Source organism: Flavobacterium sp. 5 (genome assembly GCF_002813295.1).
In the GTDB taxonomy this organism is placed as follows: domain Bacteria; phylum Bacteroidota; class Bacteroidia; order Flavobacteriales; family Flavobacteriaceae; genus Flavobacterium.
The window spans coordinates 1385896-1407006 of record NZ_PHUE01000001.1; the positions used below are offsets into that span (position 1 = coordinate 1385896).

A 21111-nucleotide genomic window follows, 5' to 3' on the forward strand; every position below is an offset into this window, starting at 1 on the left:
TGATTAATGATAATTTACAAGGCATTGACCATCATAAATTTAATCTATTATTTGAACAACCAACTCTTATTAATCCTTTTTTAATCTATTGTTCACACTTTTTAATATATTCAAAAACCCCACAAGAATCAAATACGTTTGAAATCTTGTGGGGTTTACTTTTTTTTTTAGATTTAAAAACTAAAAAGGCAAACTATTAAAAAACATAATCTGAAATTGAGTTCGACTTGAATTATTCAAAATTTGTGACATTACACCCACTTCCATTTTTAAGCTTTTATTGAAGCAATAACCTAAGCCTCCATAAATGCGGTCTCTATCAAAAAAGTTGGGTTCAGCCTCCGTATTAATAAAAATCTCATTATAAGCAGAAGCATAAATAGCATTTTTATCCATCTCTTTTTTATTAATAGGAATATTCAAAGACAGAAAATAACGTACTCGCATTTTAAAAATATCTTCAATAAATCTTTGTTCAAAACGATATCTGTGCTGAATATTGACTCTGCCAAATTGTTGCTTGGTAATAAACTGCTCAAAGATTCTATGCTCATCGGTTTTCAACTTATCGTCTGTTCCCGGGATATAGGGCTCTGAGTGTACAAAAGCATATCCCAGCAATACATTATTATTATTCTCGGATAGATTGTACCCAATTCCGGTCCTTAACATCAATTGTTCAAGATCACCTGCAAAATTAAAATTTCGATATTGGACTTCATTATGAAAATTCCATCGGTCATTAATTTTTTGATTCCCGAAATATAGAAACCAATTCCCTACTTCTGATTTTTGTGCACTCATATTGGCAGTTAAAAAAAACGCCAACAAAAGACAAAACGATTGTATACTCTTAATCATTTAATTTTATTTTCTTTAAACTTTAGACTAATTACACCACAAATTTCAACGGTAAATGCACTACTTTCTTTGTTTCAAAAAATTCATCTTCAAAGAAATCAGCAATATTATATTCGGTTGCTTTTGGAAAACCTTTTAATTCTTCAGTTAAATCACCACCCTTTAAATACAAAATTCCGTTTTTCAGTTCGTGTTTATTTTGTTTCTTGATTTTTGTTTTCACCCAAGAAACAAAATCTGGCATATTGGTTACGGCACGACTTACTATAAAATCAAAATCACCTTTAACATTTTCGGCACGAAGTTGTTCGGCTTTTACATTTTTTAATTCCAAAGCTTCAGCAACGGCTTGAACTACCTTTATTTTCTTAGCAATAATATCTATTAGAAAAAAACGAGTTTCAGGAAAAAGAATTGCTAAAGGAATCCCTGGAAATCCACCTCCAGTACCTACATCCAAAACGTAAGTTCCTGGCTCAAATTTATTTACTTTGGCAATAGCCAAAGAATGCAATATATGTTTGGTGTACAAAGAGTCAATATCTTTTCTTGAAATAACGTTGATTTTTTCATTCCAATCGTGGTATAAAAAATCCAATTTTTTAAATTGTTCTATCTGAATATCAGACAGTTTAGGAAAATACTTTATAATCTCATCCATCTTACTAATTTTTAACAAAAGTACTGCTTTTAGCTTAAAAATATTTAACTCAATTTTATATGTTGAAAATTTATAATAGTTACCTTTGCAGACATTCAAAATATTATATGAACAATACCGCGCCTACATTTGCAAAGCAAGACAGTTTAAAATTTTTCAGAACACTTAATTCTCGTGTTAACAGCTATTTCAAAGAAAACAATATTGAGAAAACAGGTAATTGGAAAATCCATTTAAAGACCGTAATCCTTTTTACAGTCTTTCTTGTTCCTTATTTCTTGATTCTTACTTTAGACATCCCTTTTTGGGCGCATTTATTACTAACTTTTGTGATGGGACTTGGCATGGCAGGAATTGGTATGAACGTAATGCACGACGCTAATCATGGCTCGTATTCTACCAAAAGTTGGGTTAATAAATTCATGGGAGGAACGATTTATGTTTTAGCAGGAAATGTTCATAACTGGCAAGTACAACATAATGTATTACATCACACTTATACCAATATAATTGGTCATGACGAAGATTTAGAAGCAGGCAGAATCATGCGTTTCTCAAAAGAAGCTGAGTGGCATAAATTTCACAGATTCCAACAATATTACGCTCTATTTTTATATGGCTTATTGACAATCAATTGGGCAATTACTACAGATTGGAAACAAATGCGTGGTTATCTAAAAAGAAAATTATCTTATGGTGAACCAAAAAGCCCAAAAGTACTTTGGACAACATTAATAATTACCAAAATCATCTACATTGCTATTTGGATTGTTTTACCAATAGTTATTGGAATTACTTGGTGGAAAGTTTTAATTGGCTTTTTTCTAATGCATTATACAGCTGGAATAATATTAAGTGTTGTATTTCAATTGGCGCACGTTGTTGATGAAGCAGCCAATCCTCAACCAAATGAAACAGGCGAAATGGAAAACACTTGGGCAATACACCAACTATATACAACAGTAAATTTTGCTCCAAAAAACAAAATTGTAAACTGGTACACAGGAGGATTAAACCACCAAATTGAGCATCATATTTTTCCTCATATTAGTCACGTACACTATGGAAAAATTGCGAAAATTGTAAAAGAAACGGCAAAAGAATGTCAATTACCGTATTACGAATACAAAACAATGTCGGCTGCTGTTGTGGCACATTTCAAACATTTAAGAACGCTGGGACTAGAACCAGCTTTATAAATAATAATTAACTAAAAAACTAAAAATTTACATTTTAATGAGCAATCCACTTTCAGACAGAATTAACAATTTAGCTACATCACAAACATTAGCGATGGCTGCATTGGCAAGAGAATTAAAAGCACAAGGAAAAGACATTATCAGTTTAAGCTTAGGAGAACCAGATTTTAATACTCCAGATTTCATCAAAGAAGCAGCAAAAAAAGCTATCGATGACAATTATAGTACATACTCTCCAGTTGATGGATACCAAGATTTAAAAGAAGCTATTTGCAGAAAATTCAAAAGAGATAATGGATTAGAGTATGCACCATCTCAAATTGTAGTTTCAACAGGAGCAAAACAATCATTATACAACATTGCACAAGTAATGTTAAACGACGGTGACGAGGTAATTTTACCAGCACCTTACTGGGTTTCTTATTTCGAAATCGTAAAATTATCAGGTGGAGTTCCTGTAGAAGTTCCAACTTCTGTAGATACTGATTTCAAAATCACTCCAGAACAGTTGGAAGCGGCTATCACACCAAAAACAAAAATGATGTGGTTCTCTTCTCCTTGTAACCCAAGTGGTTCTGTTTACAGCCGTGAAGAATTAACTGCTTTGGCAAAAGTATTAGAGAAATATCCAAATATCTATGTTGTTGCTGATGAAATCTATGAGCACATCAATTTCTCTGGAACTTTTTGCAGTATCGGTTCTATCCCAGGAATGTTAGAAAAAACAATCACTGTAAACGGAGTTGCAAAAGCTTTTGCAATGACAGGATACAGAATTGGATATATTGGAGCACCAGAATTTATCGCAAAAGCGTGTACAAAAATTCAAGGTCAAGTAACTTCAGGAGCAAATTCTGTAGCGCAACGTGCTACAATTACTGCTGTAGATGCTGATCCAAGTGTATTAAACCACATGGTTCAAGCATTCCATACTCGTAGAGATTTAGTAGTTGGATTACTGAAAGAGATTCCAGGAGTAAAAATCAACGTTCCAGAAGGAGCATTTTATGTATTCCCAGACGTTTCTTCTTTCTTCGGAAAAACGTTGAGAGGAACTCTTATCAAAGATGCGAATGATTTCTCTATGTATCTTTTAGCAGAAGCTAACGTAGCAACTGTAACTGGTGATGCTTTCGGAAACCCAGATTGTATTCGTTTCTCTTACGCGACTAGCGATGAAATCTTAAAAGAAGCATTAAAAAGAATTAAAGAAGCAGTTGCTTTCACTGAAGTTCCTGCATAATTTTTCTAAAAAAATAGTTTACCAATCAGCCTCAAGATTTTTCTTGGGGCTTTTTTTTTATTAAATTTGGGCGTGACCACAAGGGTCGGGCTTTCCGTTGCAATCTTTTATTTTTAAAGAAAAAATAAAAGGATTTCCACTGCAATCCCTCACGCAAAAAAAATTACAATATGAAAATACTCCTCCTTGGTTCTGGCGAATTAGGAAAAGAATTCACCATCGCAGCACAACGCATCGGGCAAACCGTTATTGCCGTTGACAGCTACGAAAACGCACCAGCTATGCAAGTCGCTCACGGTTTTGAAGTCATTAATATGCTTGATGGCGAGGCTTTAGACCGAATCGTTGCCAAACACCAGCCCGACTTTATTGTTCCCGAAATAGAAGCCATCCGTACAGAGCGTTTCTATGATTACGAAAAGCAAGGCATTACCGTTGTTCCTTCTGCGAAAGCTGCCAACTTTACTATGAATAGAAAAGCCATTCGTGATTTAGCTTCGAAAGAATTAGGCTTAAAGACCGCTAGTTACCGTTATGCCACTACTGCCGACGAATTACGCAAAGGGGTTGAAGCTGTCGGAGTTCCTTGTGTAGTAAAACCATTAATGTCTTCCTCTGGAAAAGGACAATCAACCATAAAAACTGCTGCCGATATTGACAAAGCTTGGCAATATGCCGTAGAAGGTTCTCGCGGTGATGTTGTAGAAGTTATTGTTGAAGCATTTGTTAAATTCAATTCGGAAATTACTTTATTGACTGTAGTTCAAAACGATAATCCAACTTTATTTTGTGCTCCAATTGGACACAGACAGGAACGTGGCGATTATCAGGAAAGTTGGCAGCCTGCAAAAGTATCAGACGCAGCTTTATACGAAGCACAAGACATGGCCGAGAAAGTAACCGAAGCTTTGGGTGGCGCAGGACTTTTTGGAGTTGAATTTTTCTTAGCCGATGATGGTGTTTATTTCTCAGAATTATCTCCTCGCCCACACGATACCGGAATGGTAACTTTGGCAGGAACGCAAAATTTTAATGAATTCGAATTGCATTTACGTGCCATATTGAGTTTGCCAATTTTTGAAATTACACTTGAAAAAGCTGGTGCAAGCGCTGTTATTTTAGCCTCTGAGAATTCGACAAACCCAACATTTACAGGAATCGAAAAAATCGCTGCTTTGCCAAAAACCGATTTTAGAATTTTCGGAAAACCAACTTCAAGACCATATCGCCGAATGGGAGTTGCATTAGTAAATGATACTCTAGATACTGAAATTGAAAAAGTTGTAGAAAAATCAAAAGAAGCTGCAAAATTAATTACTGTTCATTCGTAGTTTACTATTTAATGTACAACTCAAAAAAAACATTAATTACCTACCTATAAACGATTTACAAATAACAACACAGTCAAATACCCGCAATAGCGGGTATTTTTATTTAAGAAAAATTGTAATCTATCATTAAACAAAAGAAAGAATATACTGTATTTATTATTATTTCAATATCTTAGTAGGCTAACCAAAAAACCAACCACATGGCAAATCTTACATTTAACAGGATCGACACCGTGATTGCAGAAACGACTATTGAGTCCATCAAAAGCAATTTACGTCACATTAGTTCCCAGCTTCCCGACTATGCATTAACTACTGACGAAAAAAAATCCTTTCGGGGTATGGATGTTGCCAATAAGGCTTTTACTGAGGACTGCATCAATATGCTCCGCTCCAATGGTGCCGAAACGATGCCGTCTTACATTAAAATTGAAAACATTACTTCTGATTTAAATTTATTCAACCAGCTTGATGAGCTGAAATTGATTTTGAAACAAGTCATAAATAAGGTCGAATCTGCACAGCGAATTGCAGGAAAGGAAGCTTATGATGCAGCATTACAAGTTTATAAACTATATGAAGCCGCCGCACAATCCGGCGTGGCAGGATCTAAAACCTCATTTGAAAAGCTCAATCAGAGGTTTAAAAAAAATACCGGAAGAAAATCACATCCTAATTTTAATAAAAAATAGCTAAAATAGTTTTAAATAACAATTAAATTATTATTTAAAACTATTAAATTGTTATTTAAAACTACAAAATTATTTTTTAAAACTATTAAATTATTATTTTACACTATTAAATTACTTTTTATAACTATTAAATTGTTATTTAAAACTATTAAATTACTATATTTAACAATTAATCTAATAAATCAAACGATTCACTTTCTATTTAAATCAAACAATGAAAAATACGATACACATTGGAGAACTGCTACAAGATTATTTTAAAAAAAACAATGTATCAAAAGCAGCATTGTCTAGGGCATTGGATTTGAATTCTGCTAATTTCGAGGCTCGCCTTAAGCAATCCTGGATTCGTACCGATATACTATTAAAGATAAGTCAGTTGCTACAGCACAATTTCTTTGCCGACATTGGAGCATTGTTACCAAAAGAATTGCCCTCAAATAAAGTGACTGACAAAACAAAGGACGAGTTGATTACTGCCTTAGAACTTGAAATAACGATTCTAAAACGGGAGCGTGACATGCTGAGCAGCCTGATAAGTGAAAAAATAAAATAAACCCAGATTCGGCTTTAGAAAAAATCTAACCACACAGACACATAGTTTCATTGTTTCTAAACTTGAACTTAATTATTAATATGTTTTAATATTTCGCTCCTATGGAGCTCTAATAAGTTAAACTGTTATTAATTTCTATAAATATCTTGCCACTCTGTGGCTGAATTCAACATTAATTAAGAAACTTTAGCTCCATCGGAGCATAATATTTATAGAAATTCAAAATATTAGCCTTTTAAGCTCCATCGGAGCGACATATATTTTAGTAATAGAGTTTAGGTACTAAAGCTTTTATAGAAGTTAACACTTTCCACATAACTATGCTTTTCTATGAAAAATGGAATGTCTTTCCTATGCAAAGAATTACCTATGCTTCTATATGGTAAAACATTTTTATTTTTTAAATTTTCTATCACATAATTTGTAATAAAGTCACATTACTTTTTTATGCTTCGGAAAATTGTTGGTGTCATTCCAGCATGCTTCTTAAAGAGCCTTACGAAATAAGAATAGTCATCGAAACCCAACATTGAAGCGATTTCGTTGACTGTTCTTTTTTTATCCATCAACATTCTTTTGGCTTCCAAAATAATTCTATCTGTAACTACCTGAGTAGTGGTTTTCTTCAAGATTTCATTACATATTCTATTCAAATGCTTTAAGGTAATATGAAGCTGAGAAGCATAAAAAGAAGGTGTTTTTTCCGTTAAAAAATGGTTCTCCAAAAGTGTATTAAAATCTCTGATTTTCACATTATAGGAATGCGTTTCGATAACATTGTTTTCGGTATACTTACGGGCAATTTCTATATGAATACTGTCCAATAAGTTTACGATTTTATCCTGCTTCATCATTTTATTTCCGCTATACTCTTCAAGCATATTAAGAAAATAAAACTCAATCATTTTTACCTCTTTAGCATCCAAAACCATTTCGGGAGAATTTCCTAAGGAATAATAAAAGGGATAGGTATCTATTGTCTTTTGACGAAAATAAAGATTATACATTTCCTGAGAATAAAAAACCACAAAGCCGTCAATATCTTCAGACAAATCCCAATTGTGTATCTGCCCAGGCTGTAAAAAAAACATACTCCCAGGCTGAATTTCAAAAGTATCAAAATCGATATCATGCGTTCCTGATCCATTGGTAAAAAGAACCAATACGTATGAATTATGTCTATGTGGTTCTTCGACAAAACTGTGATCTACCAAGTGATTTTTAAAGGTATTGATATAAAAATCACTATTCACATCATTACAATTGAACCGCTGAATAGAATATATGGGATACTTTTTCATAGTCTTAGAAATGTCTTTTTTGTGCTATAATTAGCGAATATAGAAAACATTCGTGACACCAATATAAAATACCTTTGATAAAAATTAAAATCATGTCACACGCACTTGTTCACATCCTAAATAATGATTGCCCACATTGCCTTGAGGGGAAAGTATTTAACGAAAAAAACATATTCTTAAATATTGGTTTTCCAAAAATGAATCAGTATTGTCCTCATTGTCAATTTAAATTCGAAAAAGAACCGGGATACTTCTTTGGTGCTATGTACGTAAACTATGGCTTGACCGTAGCGCAAGGAATTGCAACTTATTTAATTGCACATCAATTTTTTACTGAAACTTTCGACTTAAGAATCATTGGTATTATTACTGCAGTCATTGTATTGATGGCCTCCTTCAACATTCGCCTATCGCGATTATTATGGATTTATATGTTTAAAAACTATTCTATTTAGAACTAATTCATACCTTAGAGGATTCTAAATTTAGCCTAAATGAAACATCTATTTTCGATACTATTCCTATTTATCGCGTTAGCATCCAATGCACAAGAAAAAAAAGAGATTCTAAAACCTCAAATTGTAGAAGTTTCTTGCGGTCAATGTCAATTTGAAATGAAAGGAAAAGGTTGTGATGTAGCTATACGCATCGATGGAAAATCATACTTTGCAGATGGCATCAAAATTGACGATTATGGTGACGCACATGCCAAAGATGGTTTTTGCGAAGCGGTTAGAGAAGCACAGGTTACTGGAAAAATAGTTAATAATCGTTTCCAAGTCACCTCTTTCAAGCTACTTCCAGAAAAGCACTAAACACAATACTACTCCAAAACATAATACACTATATTTTCCTTTTATAGTTGAAAGAGAACCAACTTTACAAAAAACTTTCTAAAAAAAATCTTAAGAAAGCTCAACTTTCTTAAAATTACATTTTCATTTTTTTATGTTTGTAGAAACAAATATTTGTAAATGAAATTATTGATTGTTGAAGATGAACCGAATTTGTTATCCGTTTTAAGAAAAGGATTTACCGAAAACAACTTTGAGGTAAGTGTCTGCCTAGACGGAGAAACTGCGTTGGAAATGATTCAGAACAACGATTTTGACGTAGTGATCTTAGATGTAATGCTTCCAAAAGTTAACGGAATCGAGATTTGCCGAAGATTAAGAGCCATCAAAAACTTTGTTCCTATTCTTTTATTAACAGCCCTGGGAACTTCAGAAAACATCGTAAACGGTCTAGAGAATGGAGCCGATGATTATTTGGTAAAACCTTTTAAATTCACCGAACTCAATGCCAGAGTCATGGCTTTGGCAAGACGTGCTAATCTCGATACTCAAAAACCTGACATCATAAAATTAGAGGATTTAGAAATCAATGGTAAAACCAAATCGGTACATCGAAATGGAAATCCAATACTTTTGACACATAAAGAATTTAGACTGCTTTATTATTTAGCCAAAAACAAAGGAACAATTGTTTCCAGAAATCAAATTTTGGACAACGTTTGGGACATTAGTTTTGACATGAATACCAACGTTGTAGATGTATATATCAATTATTTGAGAAAAAAAATAGACAAACCTTATAACACCAAAATGATCCAAACCATCAAAGGTTTTGGTTATTTATTACAAGCAGAAAATGAATAATATTAAAAAGAAAATTACTTATTCGTACGTTATTCTTTCGTCTATTAGCACAATTCTACTGTGTGTTTTGGTGTTTTATTTATTCAGAAGCAATAACCAATATTACTTTCTAAAACGTTTAGAAGATCGTGCAAAAATTGTTGCTTCGATTCATTTTCAAAAAGATCCAGAAAAAATTAAGTACTACAAGCAGCTTAAAAAAAATGGTTTAGAAGAGCTGATTCAAGAGGAAGATTTTGTACTTAAAGTGAATAGTCAAAACACTTTTGAATACAATACTCAACTGAACTTACCCAATGAATTCTATACTAATGTTTTAAAAAACGGAAAAGAATCCTTCGAAATAGACAACAAATATTACTTAGGTCAAATTTTTACGGAGAGTGGTCAAAAGTATATTGTAATCATTGCTGCAGTTGACCGAAAAGGACATCTAACAACTGTTTATATTTCAAGAATTATGATTCTTGGAATTATCGTCTTTTTGATTATCTCTTTCTTTCTCGGAAGATTATTAGCTAAGAAAGTTATAATCCCAGTCTCAAATATCGCAAAAGAAGTCAAAAGAATTAGTGCATCTAATTTATCTAGAAGACTAAATAATGATGGAAATACTGGCGAAATAGCCGATTTGACTTCAACCTTCAACGATATGTTAGACCGACTGGAAACATCATTTGAAATTCAGACTAATTTTATCAATAACGCTTCTCACGAACTCAAAACACCAATCACGACTATTATTGCCGAAGCAGAAATTATGCTCCTTAAAGACCGTGAAAAAGAGGAATACATTACTTCTTTAGAAAACATTCACAGACAATCCTCAAAATTAGGAAGTCTAACCGAAAGCCTTTTAAAACTTACTCAAACCGGTTACGACGGAACCAAACAAGTACAAAACGTTGTTCGTTTAGACGATTTATTATTTGAAGTAAAAACGGACTTAGATACTTTTTTCCCAGATAATAAAGTAAGTATCAAACTAGACGTTTCTGCAAAGGATAGCAATTATTTATCCATTCCTTGTAACAAAAATTTGCTAGAATTAGCCATAAACAATATTGTCGCAAATGGTGTAAAATACTCTGACAATAAAGAAGTTTTTGTAAATCTTAGTGCAACCAAAGACAATATCAAAATTGTAATTAGCGATATCGGAATCGGGATTCCATCCGAAGATATTCCGCATCTTTACGAACCTTTTTTCAGAGGAAAAGAAGCCAGCAAATATATTGGTTACGGCTTAGGCTTACCATTGGCAATGAAAATTATCCGTATGCATAATGGCGAATTGCAGATTCAATCCGAGAAAGACAAAGGAACTATTGTGACTATTTTGTTTAAAAAATCCAACATTAAAAATTCTAATGTCAATTCTTAGGATTTTCTAATCTCCTTTTAAGTTGGCTCTAATGTAGCTAGGGTTTCTTTGTAAGTATAAAAAACAAACGTACTTATGAAAAACTTTTTAATCCCTACCCGACTAACTCCTGATACGATAGCAGCAGTTAAAACAGCCATTAATCATTCTGAAAATGGAAATACAAAAATCATTCTTTTTTTTGTTACTGATGAGATTGATTCGTTCTCAGCCGCACAATATTTAAGAGAGCAAGACAGTCAAATAACCCACAAAGAATTAGATGTTTTAGATAGCTGTCGCGATCTAATTAAACATTTCCCTAACTGCAAATTAGAATTCAAACGCCAATCTGGAATCTCATCCCCGCTCTTTAAAAACTTTCTGCAGTTTCATTCTGTTGATTTAATTCTGCTTACAAAATCAATAGTTACAAGTAAAAAAAGTGTACACACTAATTTGGTACAAAGTATTGAAAATCAAAAAACACCAATTTTACGCCTTATCAACGATTCTACAATTCAACTGAACAAAGCAATTTATTTAGAAAATGCTTTTTCCCGTTTAAATATTGATGATGTACAGCAATATATGCAAGATCAATTTCCGTTGCAAAAAATAAGTCAAGTTCTAAAAAAGGAACAAGAAACTTCGGAATACATCAATTTCCTATTGACTGAAGTTTTATCCAAAAACGACATTGATTTTGTGATTGAAACCCGTACATCAGAACGTTCAAAAATTAAGAATAAAAAACAAAACGGACTCAATCAGCATTTTGACATTCCCGTTCTATCATTACACGAAGAAACCGTTTAATACAATTCTATTATGCTATTAAAAAAGAAAATACCTTTAAAATATATACTGGGCAAAATTAAATTTGAGCTTATAATAGTACTAATATACACTTGTCTTTTTGATGTATTTCATAGATTCAATCCTGAACTAAACACCGAAATTCCGTTGGCAATTCCATCTGTAATTGGAACCGTAATTTCATTATTACTCGCTTTTAAATCAAACCAAGCTTACGATCGTTGGTGGGAAGCGAGAATTGTTTGGGGAGCCATAACCAACGATTCCAGATCACTGGTAAGACAACTCATTACCTATTATAAAGACCCAATTTTTTCGATTGAAGCCAATAATTTCATCGAAAAAATGGCAAAACGACAAGCTGCTTGGTGTTATGCTTTAGGAAATGCTTTAAGAGGAGAAAATGCATATAAGCCAACCAAAGGTTTACTAACACCCGAAGAATATGACTATATCAAAAAACACAAACATGTACCAAATGCGTTATTAATGTTGCATGGAAAAGACCTGAAAGATGCTCTTCGAGAGGAAAAAATAAATGCTTTTCAACAAATTGAACTAGATAGAACGCTAACCAATTTTTGTGACCACATGGGGAAATGTGAACGTATAAAAACGACTATTTTCCCAACAACATATGGACTTTACATCCACATGACCATTTATTTATTCATTATTTTACTGCCGTTTAGTTTACCAACTATGTTGCGTTGGTTAGAAATACCGTTGGTAACTATTATAGCGGCAGCTTTTTTCTTGGTCGAAAAAATGGCAATTCACCTTCAAGATCCGTTCGAAAACAAACCGACAGATACTCCAGTTTCTACAATTGCCAAAAACATTGAAAAGAATTTAATGCAGATGGTTAACGAATATAACGATGAGTTCACAAATAAATCGGAGCATTTTGAGTCGAATACCTATCCAATACACTCCAATCAAAGCAAAGAAGACTATTATATTTTATAGGTTATATAATTAAATCTTCCCTCCGAACCTGTAAGAACAAAGTTTCTTACAGGTTTTTTTATTTATTATTTTTCAAATAATTAAATAATTGTACTTTTGAAAGAATGAACGCTATTCTCGAAAACATCAACAAGCACGTTACTTTAACGACACAAGAGCAGGAACTCTTTTTATCTAAAACAGAAACACACCAGTACAAAGCCAAAACCGTTTTGCTTAATGCTGGAGAAATTTGCAAAGACTCCTATTTTGTTAATTCTGGTATTTTGCGGAGTTTTAATATTAATGATAATATTGTAGAACATGTTTTAAGTTTTGCCTGTAGCGGATGGTGGATAAGCGATATGTACAGTTATCTTTCGCAGAAACCAGGAAATCTTTTTATTCAAGTTTTAGAAGATGCCGAAGTAGTTATATTAACAAAGGAGAATCAAGAAATTCTCTATAAAGAAATACCTCAACTTGAACGTTTTTTTAGGATTCTAATCGAAAAATCATTAGTAGCACATCAAGAACGTTTAATGGATAATTTGAGCTTAACAGCCGAAGAACGCTTTGAGAAATTTTGCAAAAAATATTCTGATTTAATTTATAAAGTGCCCCAAAAACAAATTGCGTCCTATCTTGGTGTAACGCCAGAGTTTTTTAGTAAAATGAAGAGTAAAATGTTGAGAAAATAGTTTCTTAATCTACATTAAGTGCCTTTTGCTTACATGTGATGTAAATTTGTATCATAATAATAACAAAAAAATTATATATCATGGCAACTACAGTTTTACACAAAGCAGATACAAGAGGACACGCAGATCACGGATGGTTAAACGCTTATCATAGTTTTAGTTTTGCAAGTTGGTACAATCCAGATAGAATTCAATTTGGTGCACTACGCGTTTTAAACGATGACACCGTAGCGGCTGGAATGGGTTTTGGAACACATCCTCATGACAATATGGAGATTATCACAATTCCTTTAGAAGGTGATTTGGCTCACAAAGATAGCATGGGAAATACAGAAACCATCAAAACTGGCGATGTACAAGTAATGAGTGCTGGAACAGGAGTACAACACAGTGAATTCAATCCAAATGCAGATAAACGCACCAAACTTTTCCAAATTTGGGTATTCCCTAAAGTAAGAAATGTTGAACCTCGTTACCAACAAATCACTTTAAATACTGCGGAACAAAAAAACAATTTTGCTCAAATATTATCTCCAAATCCTGATGATGCTGGTGTCTGGATTCATCAAGATGCTTGGTTTCATTTAGCTGATTTTGAAGCTGGAATTGAAAAACAATATGAATTGAAAAAAGAAGGAAATGGCCTTTACGCCTTTGTAATTTCTGGAAAAATAACTATTGATGGTCAAGAGTTAGAAACTCGTGATGGTTTAGGAATCACTGATTTCAAAACTTTAGACATCAAAGCTAGCACTGACGCTAAGTTTTTATTAATGGAAATTCCGATGAAATATTAATTAATTCAATAAAGTTGCTACGTTTCTGAGTTCCTAAGACGCTAAATCAAGAACTCAGAAACTTAGAATCTTAGAAACTCTTTAAAATAAAAAAAATGAACGAAGAAGTACAATTAGACGTAAACGATAAAAACGGTTTTTTCCATATAGATGTTAATGGTAAAACAGAAGCAAAAATGACTTTTGTCTTTGCTGGTCCAAATAAAATCATCATAGATCATACAGAAGTAAACGAAGGCAATAACGGAAAAGGGTTCGGTAAAAAAATGGTAGCCAAAGCAGTAGAATTTGCTCGCGAAAAAGACATAAAAATAATTCCCCTTTGTCCTTTTGCTAAAAAAGTATTCGATAAAACTCCAGAATTCAGAGACGTTTTATAATCTTCATTAAAGAAATATATCTTATGGAAAATCTTTTAGAGAATGATATTACAGGAACAATAGGTACACAAAAGTACTTGTGTACCATTTCATGGCGCAATGGAAAATTGCTAATGGATGAACCTGAAAGCGTGGGTGGAAATGATTTGGGTCCAGATCCTTTTTCGACACTTTTGGCTTCATTGGCAGGTTGTACTTTATCTACATTGCGAATGTATATTGACAGGAAAGGCTGGGATATTCCAGAGATTAATATTTCTTTAAATATATCTCAAGAAAATGATCCAGAATTGACAACAACTATTAGTCGTTCTATTAGTTTTCCAGCAACCATAGATGAAGACACCAAAAACAGATTGCTAATTATTGCCGAAAAATGTCCGATTTCTAAAATATTAAAAAACAAAATACTAATCAATACCACTATTTAATCATGGATTCAAAAGATATCAAAAAAGAATACACCAATGGCGAAGTGACTATTGTATGGCAATCTGGAAAATGCATTCATTCTGCTATGTGTGTTAAAAATAATCCAGATGTTTTTCATCCAAAAGAGAAACCTTGGATTTTACCAGAAAACTCAACTTCAGAAAAAATTATAGATACTGTCAACAAATGTCCGTCAGGAGCATTGAGTTTTTACCTTAACAAATAGGTTCTATTCTAAATTTAATTTCCGAATAACTTTGGCAGGATTTCCAACGGCTAAAGAATTTTCTGGGATATCTTTGGTCACTACCGAACCTGCTCCTATTACACAACCTGCACCAATAGTAACTCCTGGACAAATTACAGAGTTACCACCAATCCAGCAATCATCTCCAATAGAAACAGGCTTCGAACTCTCGACTGTTCTTCTTTCAAGAGCATTTAATGGATGAGTTGCAGTGTAGATATGAACTCCGGGCGCAAAGAAAACATTATTCCCAATAGTCACTTTCATCGTATCTAAAACGACACAATTGACATTAAAGTAAACATTCTCGCCCGAGTGGATATTATACCCATAATCACAATGAAACGGAGGCTCTATGTACAAGCGTTTATGAGAATTAGGCATTAACTCCCGAAGAATTGCTCGCGATCTTCCATTCATCAAATATTCGGTAACATTCAATTTATGTAGTAATTTTTTAGCTCTGGTACGTTCTTCTGCAAGCTGTTTATCATTAGCAAAGTAGATTTCGCCCAAAAGCATTTTTTCTTTTTCGGTCATTTTAAAAAAATTATATTTTTTAGGAAGTTATGAAACAGTGTTGAGTTGGTTTATATATCTAATATTATCTGCAACTTTATAAAACAAATGCAAGTTAATAATTGTTTATTAAGCATTTTAAAATTCTATAAAAACAATCAGATAATCAAAAACTAAAATCTACAACGCTCATTATATACTTATTTTTTACTCTCCAGTAACGCTTCGAGTAATTCTTCCATATCAACTACAGCATAAGTCGAAGAATAATCGGATACCGCATATGGCAAAATGAGGTTATTATTATGAATTATAGAACCACAAGAATATACAACATTAGGAACATAGCCTTCTCTCTCATCTTCCAACGGTGTCAATAAAGGTTCTGGAAGTCTCCCAATTTCTATGGAAGGATCATCCAAGTCCAATAAAGATGCGCCTATACAATATCTCCTCATCGCTCCAACACCATGCGTGATAACAAGCCAGCCTTTTTCTGTCCATAAAGGAGACCCGCAATTTCCAATTTGGGTAAATTCCCACGGATACACAGGTCTCTGTATAATTTGTGGGTTTTTCCACTGGTTCAATCGTAATGAATACATCAGATAATTATTAACACCATCAATTCTGCCCAACATGACATACTTTCCATTTATTTTTTTTGGAAACAAAGCCATTCCTTTACTTTGCGACTCCTCTCCGTGCATAGGCATTACACGAAAGGTATAAAAATCCTCGGTGGTGATCACTTTCGAAAGAATCGAGTGTCCGTTATATGCAGTATAAGTCCCCATAACAGTCTCTGAACCATCATCGTCAACAAATCGAACAAAACGAGCATCTTCAATTCCACGGCTCTCTGTATCGGATATTGGAAATATAACACGCTCAGAAATATCAGAATCATGTTTGAATTGTATATCATAAAAAGAATTCATCAACCAAAGCACTTCTTCAAAAGCTTCTTGTTTCTCTTTGCTAATATTCGGGCTTTCTAACTCTGCAGTCAGCAAACCTTTAAATACTGAATATTCAAATTCATCTGGCAAATCATTCAGTAAAGTAGAATAAATATCCATTGTATGCATCTCTGCTAATTTGGACAAAATTCTTTTTTTATTAAACATCATTTTATGCAAAACTTCCGCTTTTTCAATGCTATCTCCACTTCGCATAATCCTGAGATTATTATCTTTATCAATAATACCTCTTCTGAATACTATTGATGAAACATGCCCCTCACCCGTTGCCCGAAACGAGATAATAATTCGTTTTTCACCTTTTTCTAAACCCGATTGATCGAAATCTTCTATAATAGAAGGGTTAAAAAAAGCTGCCGATTCTATGGAATATTCCATAGTTAAATAAGAACCTATAAGCCATTTTCTTTCCTCTGACAACTCATCTTCATTGATTTTCATTTCTGCAATTATAGGCAGGACACATTCATAATGTCTATGAAATATGGCTGACAAATTTCTATGCCTCCTGGCAAATTCCCTGTTTATTTGCTCCAAAACATTCTTCACCTCCAAATCACTCATCACCAATATGCGACTAATCAATTCTTTAGTTCGTAGCTCTCCATTCATAAAATATCGAGCAACAACTCTACTAGAATCGGGCAAAAATTTTATGCTTTTTCGTGTAACAGATACTTTCATAATTTGCATTTTTTATTATACCACAACAAGTAAACATATTTTGAGTAGAGTTAAAAGACTATCTTTTTATTAAATACTACCCGATTACAAAAAAAATCGGTTTTCTGTAATAAGAAAACCTATAGAATAAAAAAATAATTGGAAGTTCTAGCCTTATCTCCAGTTTCAATTAATAATACTCCCTCTAATTTACATGAAAATTTGAAAAAATTCTAAAAAACGAAAGAGAAAATTCTTAATACTATTCAGAAAGCTTATTCCAAATATACAAAATAAAAAAAATAAGAAATTACCTTTTAACTAATTACAAACAAATTCATATTAATCCTAATATATGATTAATATACAAAAAAAGGATTTCATAACACTAAACGTACAGGATATTAATTACTTGTAACCTATAAAACAATAAATACTCAATATAAGAAAAAGTTAATTAAACCTATCGTATTATTAAAACACCTGAATTAATACAACTAATTAAAAATCAGATATTAAATTCTTAATATTTGGCTTTTTATTTCTTAATCTAGGTTAAGTGCCTCATCTATATTACTGCCGTAAATTTGTCTTATCAAAATGAAACAAATAAATTATTAAACAATAAAAAATAAAATTATGTCTACAACAAAATGGGCAATTGACCCAACACACACAGAAATTGGATTTAAAGTAAAACACATGATGTTCACTAACGTTTCAGGAAAATTTGGAACTTACGATGCAACAATCAGTACAGAAGATGATAACTTCGAAAACGCAAATATTGAATTCTCGGCAGACATAAGCTCTATTGACACCAACAATACTGACAGAGATAATCACTTAAAAAGTGGTGATTTCTTTGATGCAGAAACTCATCCTAAATTGACTTTCAAAGCAACTTCTTTTATTAAAGATGGAGATGACTATGAATTGACTGGTGATTTAAGCTTAAAAGGTGTTACAAAATCAGTAAAACTTCCTGCTGAATTCAGCGGATTAATGAAAGACCCTTGGGGAAATACCAAAGCGGGATTAAACATTTCTGGAAAAATAAACCGTAAAGATTGGGGGTTAAACTATAATGCTGCATTGGAAACTGGTGGTGTTTTAATAGGCGAAGATGTTCGTCTGAATATTGAATTACAATTGATAAAATTATAATTCATTTCTCAAAAACTGATTTAACATCAATACAAACCTCCCTACTTTATTAGCAAGCAGGGAGGTTTTGTTATATAACGCTTTTATCTTTCATTATAAATCCTAAAAATATACTATTTTTGCATCCCGATTTAATTATTAAATCATTCAATCATTAAATTTAAAATATGAAAGCATACGTATTTCCAGGTCAAGGAGCACAATTCACAGGAATGGGTAAGGACTTATATGAAAACTCAACATTAGCAAAGGAATTATTCGAAAAAGCGAATGATATTTTGGGTTTCCGCATTACAGACATTATGTTTGAAGGCACAGCCGAAGAATTAAAAGAGACCAAAGTTACTCAGCCAGCTGTCTTTTTACACTCTGTTATCTTGGCTAAAACTTTAGAAGATTTCAAACCAGAAATGGTTGCGGGGCATTCTTTAGGTGAATTTTCAGCATTGGTTGCCAATGGTGTTTTGTCTTTTGAAGATGGATTAAAATTAGTTTCGCAACGTGCTTTGGCAATGCAAAAAGCTTGCGAAATTACCCCGTCTACTATGGCAGCAGTTTTAGGATTAGCTGATAATATCGTCGAAGAAGTTTGTGCTTCTATTGATGGAGTTGTTGTAGCTGCTAATTACAACTGTCCAGGACAATTGGTGATTTCGGGAGAATTTTCAGCAGTTGAGAAGGCTTGTGAAGCAATGAAAGCTGCTGGTGCAAAACGTGCGCTACTATTACCTGTTGGAGGAGCATTTCACTCACCAATGATGGAACCTGCAAGAGAAGAATTGGCTGCAGCTATTGAAGCCACTACTTTTTCTACTCCTAGTTGCCCAGTATATCAAAACGTAACTGCTTCTGCAGTATCAGATGCAAATGAAATCAAGAAAAACTTAATTATCCAATTGACAGCTCCTGTAAAATGGACGCAATCAGTACAGCAAATGATCGCCGATGGTGCTACTTTGTTTACTGAAGTAGGTCCAGGAAAAGTATTAGCTGGATTAATTGGAAAAATTGATAAAGAGGCTGCTACCGCGAATGCTTAATTAATACCAAGATATATTAAATCAAAAAATCCCCAATTAAATTACTAATTGGGGATTTTTTGATTTAATATATAATCTCTTAAGAACGAATTTTCTGTTCCCATTTCCAGGCACTTTCCATAGCTTCTACTAATGTCAATTGTGCTTTCCAGCCCAAAATAGTATTTGCTTTATCTGTATTGGCATAAGCCGAAGTAATATCTCCTTCTCTACGACCTACAATTTTATAAGGTAGTTTTTGCCCACTCACTTTTTCAAAAGCCTGAATCACTTCCAGAACTGAACTTCCTGTTCCTGTTCCTAAATTAAACGTTTCTACTTTATCTAAATTTTCTTTATTCAATAAACGCTGCAAAGCAATTACGTGAGCTTTTGCCAAATCGACTACATGAATATAATCACGTACTGCTGTTCCATCTAATGTAGGATAATCATCCCCGAAAACAGACAGTTCTTTTCTTAAACCAAAACCAGTTTGTGTAATAAATGGAACTAAATTCTGAGGAACTCCCAAAGGTAATTCCCCAATCTCTACAGATGGATGTGCTCCTATTGGATTAAAATAACGCAGCAAAATAGCATTTATAGAAGTTACTCTAGCTGTGTCTATTATAATTTCTTCTCCTATTTGTTTTGTATTTCCATAAGGAGACATTGCTGCCTGGACAGAGGCATCTTCATTAATTGGCATTTCCTCGGCCTGACCGTAAACAGTACAAGAAGAACTAAAAATAAAATTAGCCTTCGGTTGTTCTTGCAATTCTTGGAGCAAATAAATCAAAGTATTAATGTTATTCTCATAATACAACAATGGATTTTCAACACTTTCTCCCACAGCTTTAGAAGCCGCAAAATGAATTACGCCAGAAACATCCTTATTCCTTTTAAAAAAATCTTGCACTTTTTGTTTTTCACGCAAATCTATATTTTCGAATGCAGTATTAACTCCTGTAATAGCTGCAATTCCATCCAAAACTTCTATCGAAGAATTCGAAAGATTATCAATAATAATGACTTCAAAACCTTGATTTTGTAATTCTACAACAGTATGTGAACCAATAAATCCTAAACCTCCTGTTACAAGTATTTTCATTTTAAATTTTTATGATGGTAATTTATAAGCTTGTCTAGCAATAAGCAGCCATTTATTTTTTTGCTTTTCCCAAATGAGCATAATACCAATTTTAATATCCTTATCTACTCCACCATCTTTAGTATGAGCAGCTAAATTATGACGAACAATTGCAACATCTCCGATAACTTCAATAGTTTGATCTTGAAATTCAATACTAACAAAATCAGATTCTCCACTCACAATTTTTTCAATAAAAACAGCTTTATTTTGAATATTACCACTAGAATGCCCATAGCTTAAACCCTCAGAAGTTAATTCTTTCAGTTTATTTCCATCGGCATCAATCATGGCTTGACGCAAAGTCTCGACGCGAGCAGCAACAGCCATTTTTTCTTTAGATAAAAAATTATTCTGAGCTAACCCTGAAAACTGAAATAAAACTACCGCAACTATCAGAAAGAAATATTTCATAAAA

25 protein-coding genes are annotated in these 21111 nt (G+C 33.0%); 18 read left to right on the forward strand and 7 right to left on the reverse strand.

Annotated features, from left to right (window positions below; genetic code table 11):
* Window positions 1-180: 180 nt before the first annotated feature.
* Window positions 181-858, reverse strand: coding sequence for a DUF2490 domain-containing protein (locus CLU82_RS05720; protein WP_369829043.1), 678 nt, complete (start codon window positions 856-858; stop codon window positions 181-183).
* A 34-nt stretch (window positions 859-892) separates the two neighbouring features.
* Complete coding sequence (gene rsmG / locus CLU82_RS05725; protein WP_100844947.1) at window positions 893-1522, reverse strand: 16S rRNA (guanine(527)-N(7))-methyltransferase RsmG; 630 nt, start codon at window positions 1520-1522, stop codon at window positions 893-895.
* A gap of 107 nt (window positions 1523-1629) precedes the next feature.
* On the opposite strand from rsmG, the gene CLU82_RS05730 reads away from it, so the two are divergent.
* The 5 genes from CLU82_RS05730 (at window position 1630) to CLU82_RS05750 (ending at window position 6543) form a co-directional block, all read left to right on the forward strand.
* Window positions 1630-2721 carry an acyl-CoA desaturase gene (locus CLU82_RS05730; RefSeq protein ID WP_100842182.1) on the forward strand — a complete coding sequence of 364 codons (1092 nt, stop codon included), beginning with the start codon at window positions 1630-1632 and terminating at the stop codon, window positions 2719-2721.
* 37 nt (window positions 2722-2758) lie between these two features.
* Window positions 2759-3964, forward strand: coding sequence for a pyridoxal phosphate-dependent aminotransferase (locus CLU82_RS05735; protein WP_100842183.1), 1206 nt, complete (start codon window positions 2759-2761; stop codon window positions 3962-3964).
* A gap of 170 nt (window positions 3965-4134) precedes the next feature.
* Window positions 4135-5295, forward strand: a complete 1161-nt coding sequence (gene purT, locus CLU82_RS05740) for a formate-dependent phosphoribosylglycinamide formyltransferase (protein ID WP_100842184.1) — start codon at window positions 4135-4137, stop codon at window positions 5293-5295.
* A gap of 200 nt (window positions 5296-5495) precedes the next feature.
* Window positions 5496-5987: a hypothetical protein gene (locus CLU82_RS05745; RefSeq protein WP_100842185.1), complete on the forward strand. Its 492-nt coding sequence runs from the start codon at window positions 5496-5498 to the stop codon at window positions 5985-5987.
* A 214-nt stretch (window positions 5988-6201) separates the two neighbouring features.
* The gene (locus CLU82_RS05750; RefSeq protein WP_100842186.1) at window positions 6202-6543 is read left to right on the forward strand and encodes a hypothetical protein; all 342 of its coding nucleotides are present in this window, start codon (window positions 6202-6204) and stop codon (window positions 6541-6543) included.
* 437 nt (window positions 6544-6980) lie between these two features.
* On the opposite strand, the gene CLU82_RS05755 is transcribed toward CLU82_RS05750, so the two are convergent.
* The gene (locus tag CLU82_RS05755; RefSeq protein WP_100842187.1) at window positions 6981-7844 is read right to left on the reverse strand and encodes an AraC family transcriptional regulator; all 864 of its coding nucleotides are present in this window, start codon (window positions 7842-7844) and stop codon (window positions 6981-6983) included.
* A gap of 92 nt (window positions 7845-7936) precedes the next feature.
* Between CLU82_RS05755 and CLU82_RS05760 the strand changes: the two genes are divergently transcribed.
* The 11 genes from CLU82_RS05760 to CLU82_RS05810 all read left to right on the forward strand — a co-directional run bounded on the left by CLU82_RS05760 (window position 7937) and on the right by CLU82_RS05810 (window position 15168).
* On the forward strand, window positions 7937-8299 hold the full coding sequence (locus tag CLU82_RS05760) for a DUF983 domain-containing protein (RefSeq protein ID WP_100842188.1): 363 nt from the start codon (window positions 7937-7939) through the stop codon (window positions 8297-8299).
* A gap of 39 nt (window positions 8300-8338) precedes the next feature.
* Complete coding sequence (locus CLU82_RS05765; RefSeq protein ID WP_100842189.1) at window positions 8339-8659, forward strand: DUF6370 family protein; 321 nt, start codon at window positions 8339-8341, stop codon at window positions 8657-8659.
* A gap of 159 nt (window positions 8660-8818) precedes the next feature.
* Window positions 8819-9502, forward strand: a complete 684-nt coding sequence (locus CLU82_RS05770; protein WP_100842190.1) for a response regulator transcription factor — start codon at window positions 8819-8821, stop codon at window positions 9500-9502.
* Window positions 9495-10886 (forward strand): HAMP domain-containing sensor histidine kinase, encoded by a 1392-nt coding sequence (locus tag CLU82_RS05775; protein WP_100842191.1) that lies wholly within the window; start codon window positions 9495-9497, stop codon window positions 10884-10886. Before CLU82_RS05770 ends, CLU82_RS05775 begins: the two co-directional genes overlap by 8 nt.
* Before the next feature lie 75 nt (window positions 10887-10961).
* Window positions 10962-11684: a hypothetical protein gene (locus CLU82_RS05780; RefSeq protein ID WP_100842192.1), complete on the forward strand. Its 723-nt coding sequence runs from the start codon at window positions 10962-10964 to the stop codon at window positions 11682-11684.
* A gap of 12 nt (window positions 11685-11696) precedes the next feature.
* The gene (locus CLU82_RS05785) at window positions 11697-12653 is read left to right on the forward strand and encodes a bestrophin family protein (protein WP_100842193.1); all 957 of its coding nucleotides are present in this window, start codon (window positions 11697-11699) and stop codon (window positions 12651-12653) included.
* Between the two features lie 104 nt (window positions 12654-12757).
* Entirely contained in the window at window positions 12758-13333 is a 576-nt protein-coding gene (locus tag CLU82_RS05790; RefSeq protein ID WP_100842194.1) for a Crp/Fnr family transcriptional regulator, read from the forward strand.
* A gap of 80 nt (window positions 13334-13413) precedes the next feature.
* Window positions 13414-14130, forward strand: coding sequence for a pirin family protein (locus CLU82_RS05795; protein WP_100842195.1), 717 nt, complete (start codon window positions 13414-13416; stop codon window positions 14128-14130).
* A gap of 95 nt (window positions 14131-14225) precedes the next feature.
* On the forward strand, window positions 14226-14510 hold the full coding sequence (locus tag CLU82_RS05800; RefSeq protein WP_100842196.1) for a GNAT family N-acetyltransferase: 285 nt from the start codon (window positions 14226-14228) through the stop codon (window positions 14508-14510).
* 23 nt (window positions 14511-14533) lie between these two features.
* The gene (locus CLU82_RS05805) at window positions 14534-14941 is read left to right on the forward strand and encodes an OsmC family protein (protein WP_100842197.1); all 408 of its coding nucleotides are present in this window, start codon (window positions 14534-14536) and stop codon (window positions 14939-14941) included.
* Between the two features lie 2 nt (window positions 14942-14943).
* The gene (locus CLU82_RS05810) at window positions 14944-15168 is read left to right on the forward strand and encodes a (4Fe-4S)-binding protein (protein ID WP_100842198.1); all 225 of its coding nucleotides are present in this window, start codon (window positions 14944-14946) and stop codon (window positions 15166-15168) included.
* Window positions 15169-15171: 3 nt separating this feature from the next.
* Here the strand turns inward: CLU82_RS05810 and CLU82_RS05815 are convergent, their stop codons facing one another.
* Both CLU82_RS05815 and CLU82_RS05820 read right to left on the reverse strand, forming a co-directional pair.
* Window positions 15172-15729 carry a sugar O-acetyltransferase gene (locus CLU82_RS05815; protein ID WP_100842199.1) on the reverse strand — a complete coding sequence of 186 codons (558 nt, stop codon included), beginning with the start codon at window positions 15727-15729 and terminating at the stop codon, window positions 15172-15174.
* A 179-nt stretch (window positions 15730-15908) separates the two neighbouring features.
* Window positions 15909-17375, reverse strand: a complete 1467-nt coding sequence (locus CLU82_RS05820; RefSeq protein WP_100844948.1) for a glycoside hydrolase family 130 protein — start codon at window positions 17373-17375, stop codon at window positions 15909-15911.
* A gap of 618 nt (window positions 17376-17993) precedes the next feature.
* Between CLU82_RS05820 and CLU82_RS05825 the strand changes: the two genes are divergently transcribed.
* Together CLU82_RS05825 and fabD are read left to right on the forward strand one after the other, a co-directional pair.
* On the forward strand, window positions 17994-18521 hold the full coding sequence (locus tag CLU82_RS05825; RefSeq protein WP_100842200.1) for a YceI family protein: 528 nt from the start codon (window positions 17994-17996) through the stop codon (window positions 18519-18521).
* A 167-nt stretch (window positions 18522-18688) separates the two neighbouring features.
* A complete protein-coding gene (fabD, locus tag CLU82_RS05830; RefSeq protein ID WP_100842201.1) occupies window positions 18689-19561 on the forward strand; it encodes an ACP S-malonyltransferase in 873 nt (290 codons plus the stop codon).
* 79 nt (window positions 19562-19640) lie between these two features.
* Here the strand turns inward: fabD and galE are convergent, their stop codons facing one another.
* Both galE and CLU82_RS05840 read right to left on the reverse strand, forming a co-directional pair.
* A complete protein-coding gene (gene galE / locus CLU82_RS05835; RefSeq protein WP_100842202.1) occupies window positions 19641-20654 on the reverse strand; it encodes a UDP-glucose 4-epimerase GalE in 1014 nt (337 codons plus the stop codon).
* Between the two features lie 9 nt (window positions 20655-20663).
* Window positions 20664-21107, reverse strand: a complete 444-nt coding sequence (locus tag CLU82_RS05840) for a nuclear transport factor 2 family protein (RefSeq protein ID WP_100842203.1) — start codon at window positions 21105-21107, stop codon at window positions 20664-20666.
* Between the last annotated feature and the right edge of the window lie 4 nt (window positions 21108-21111).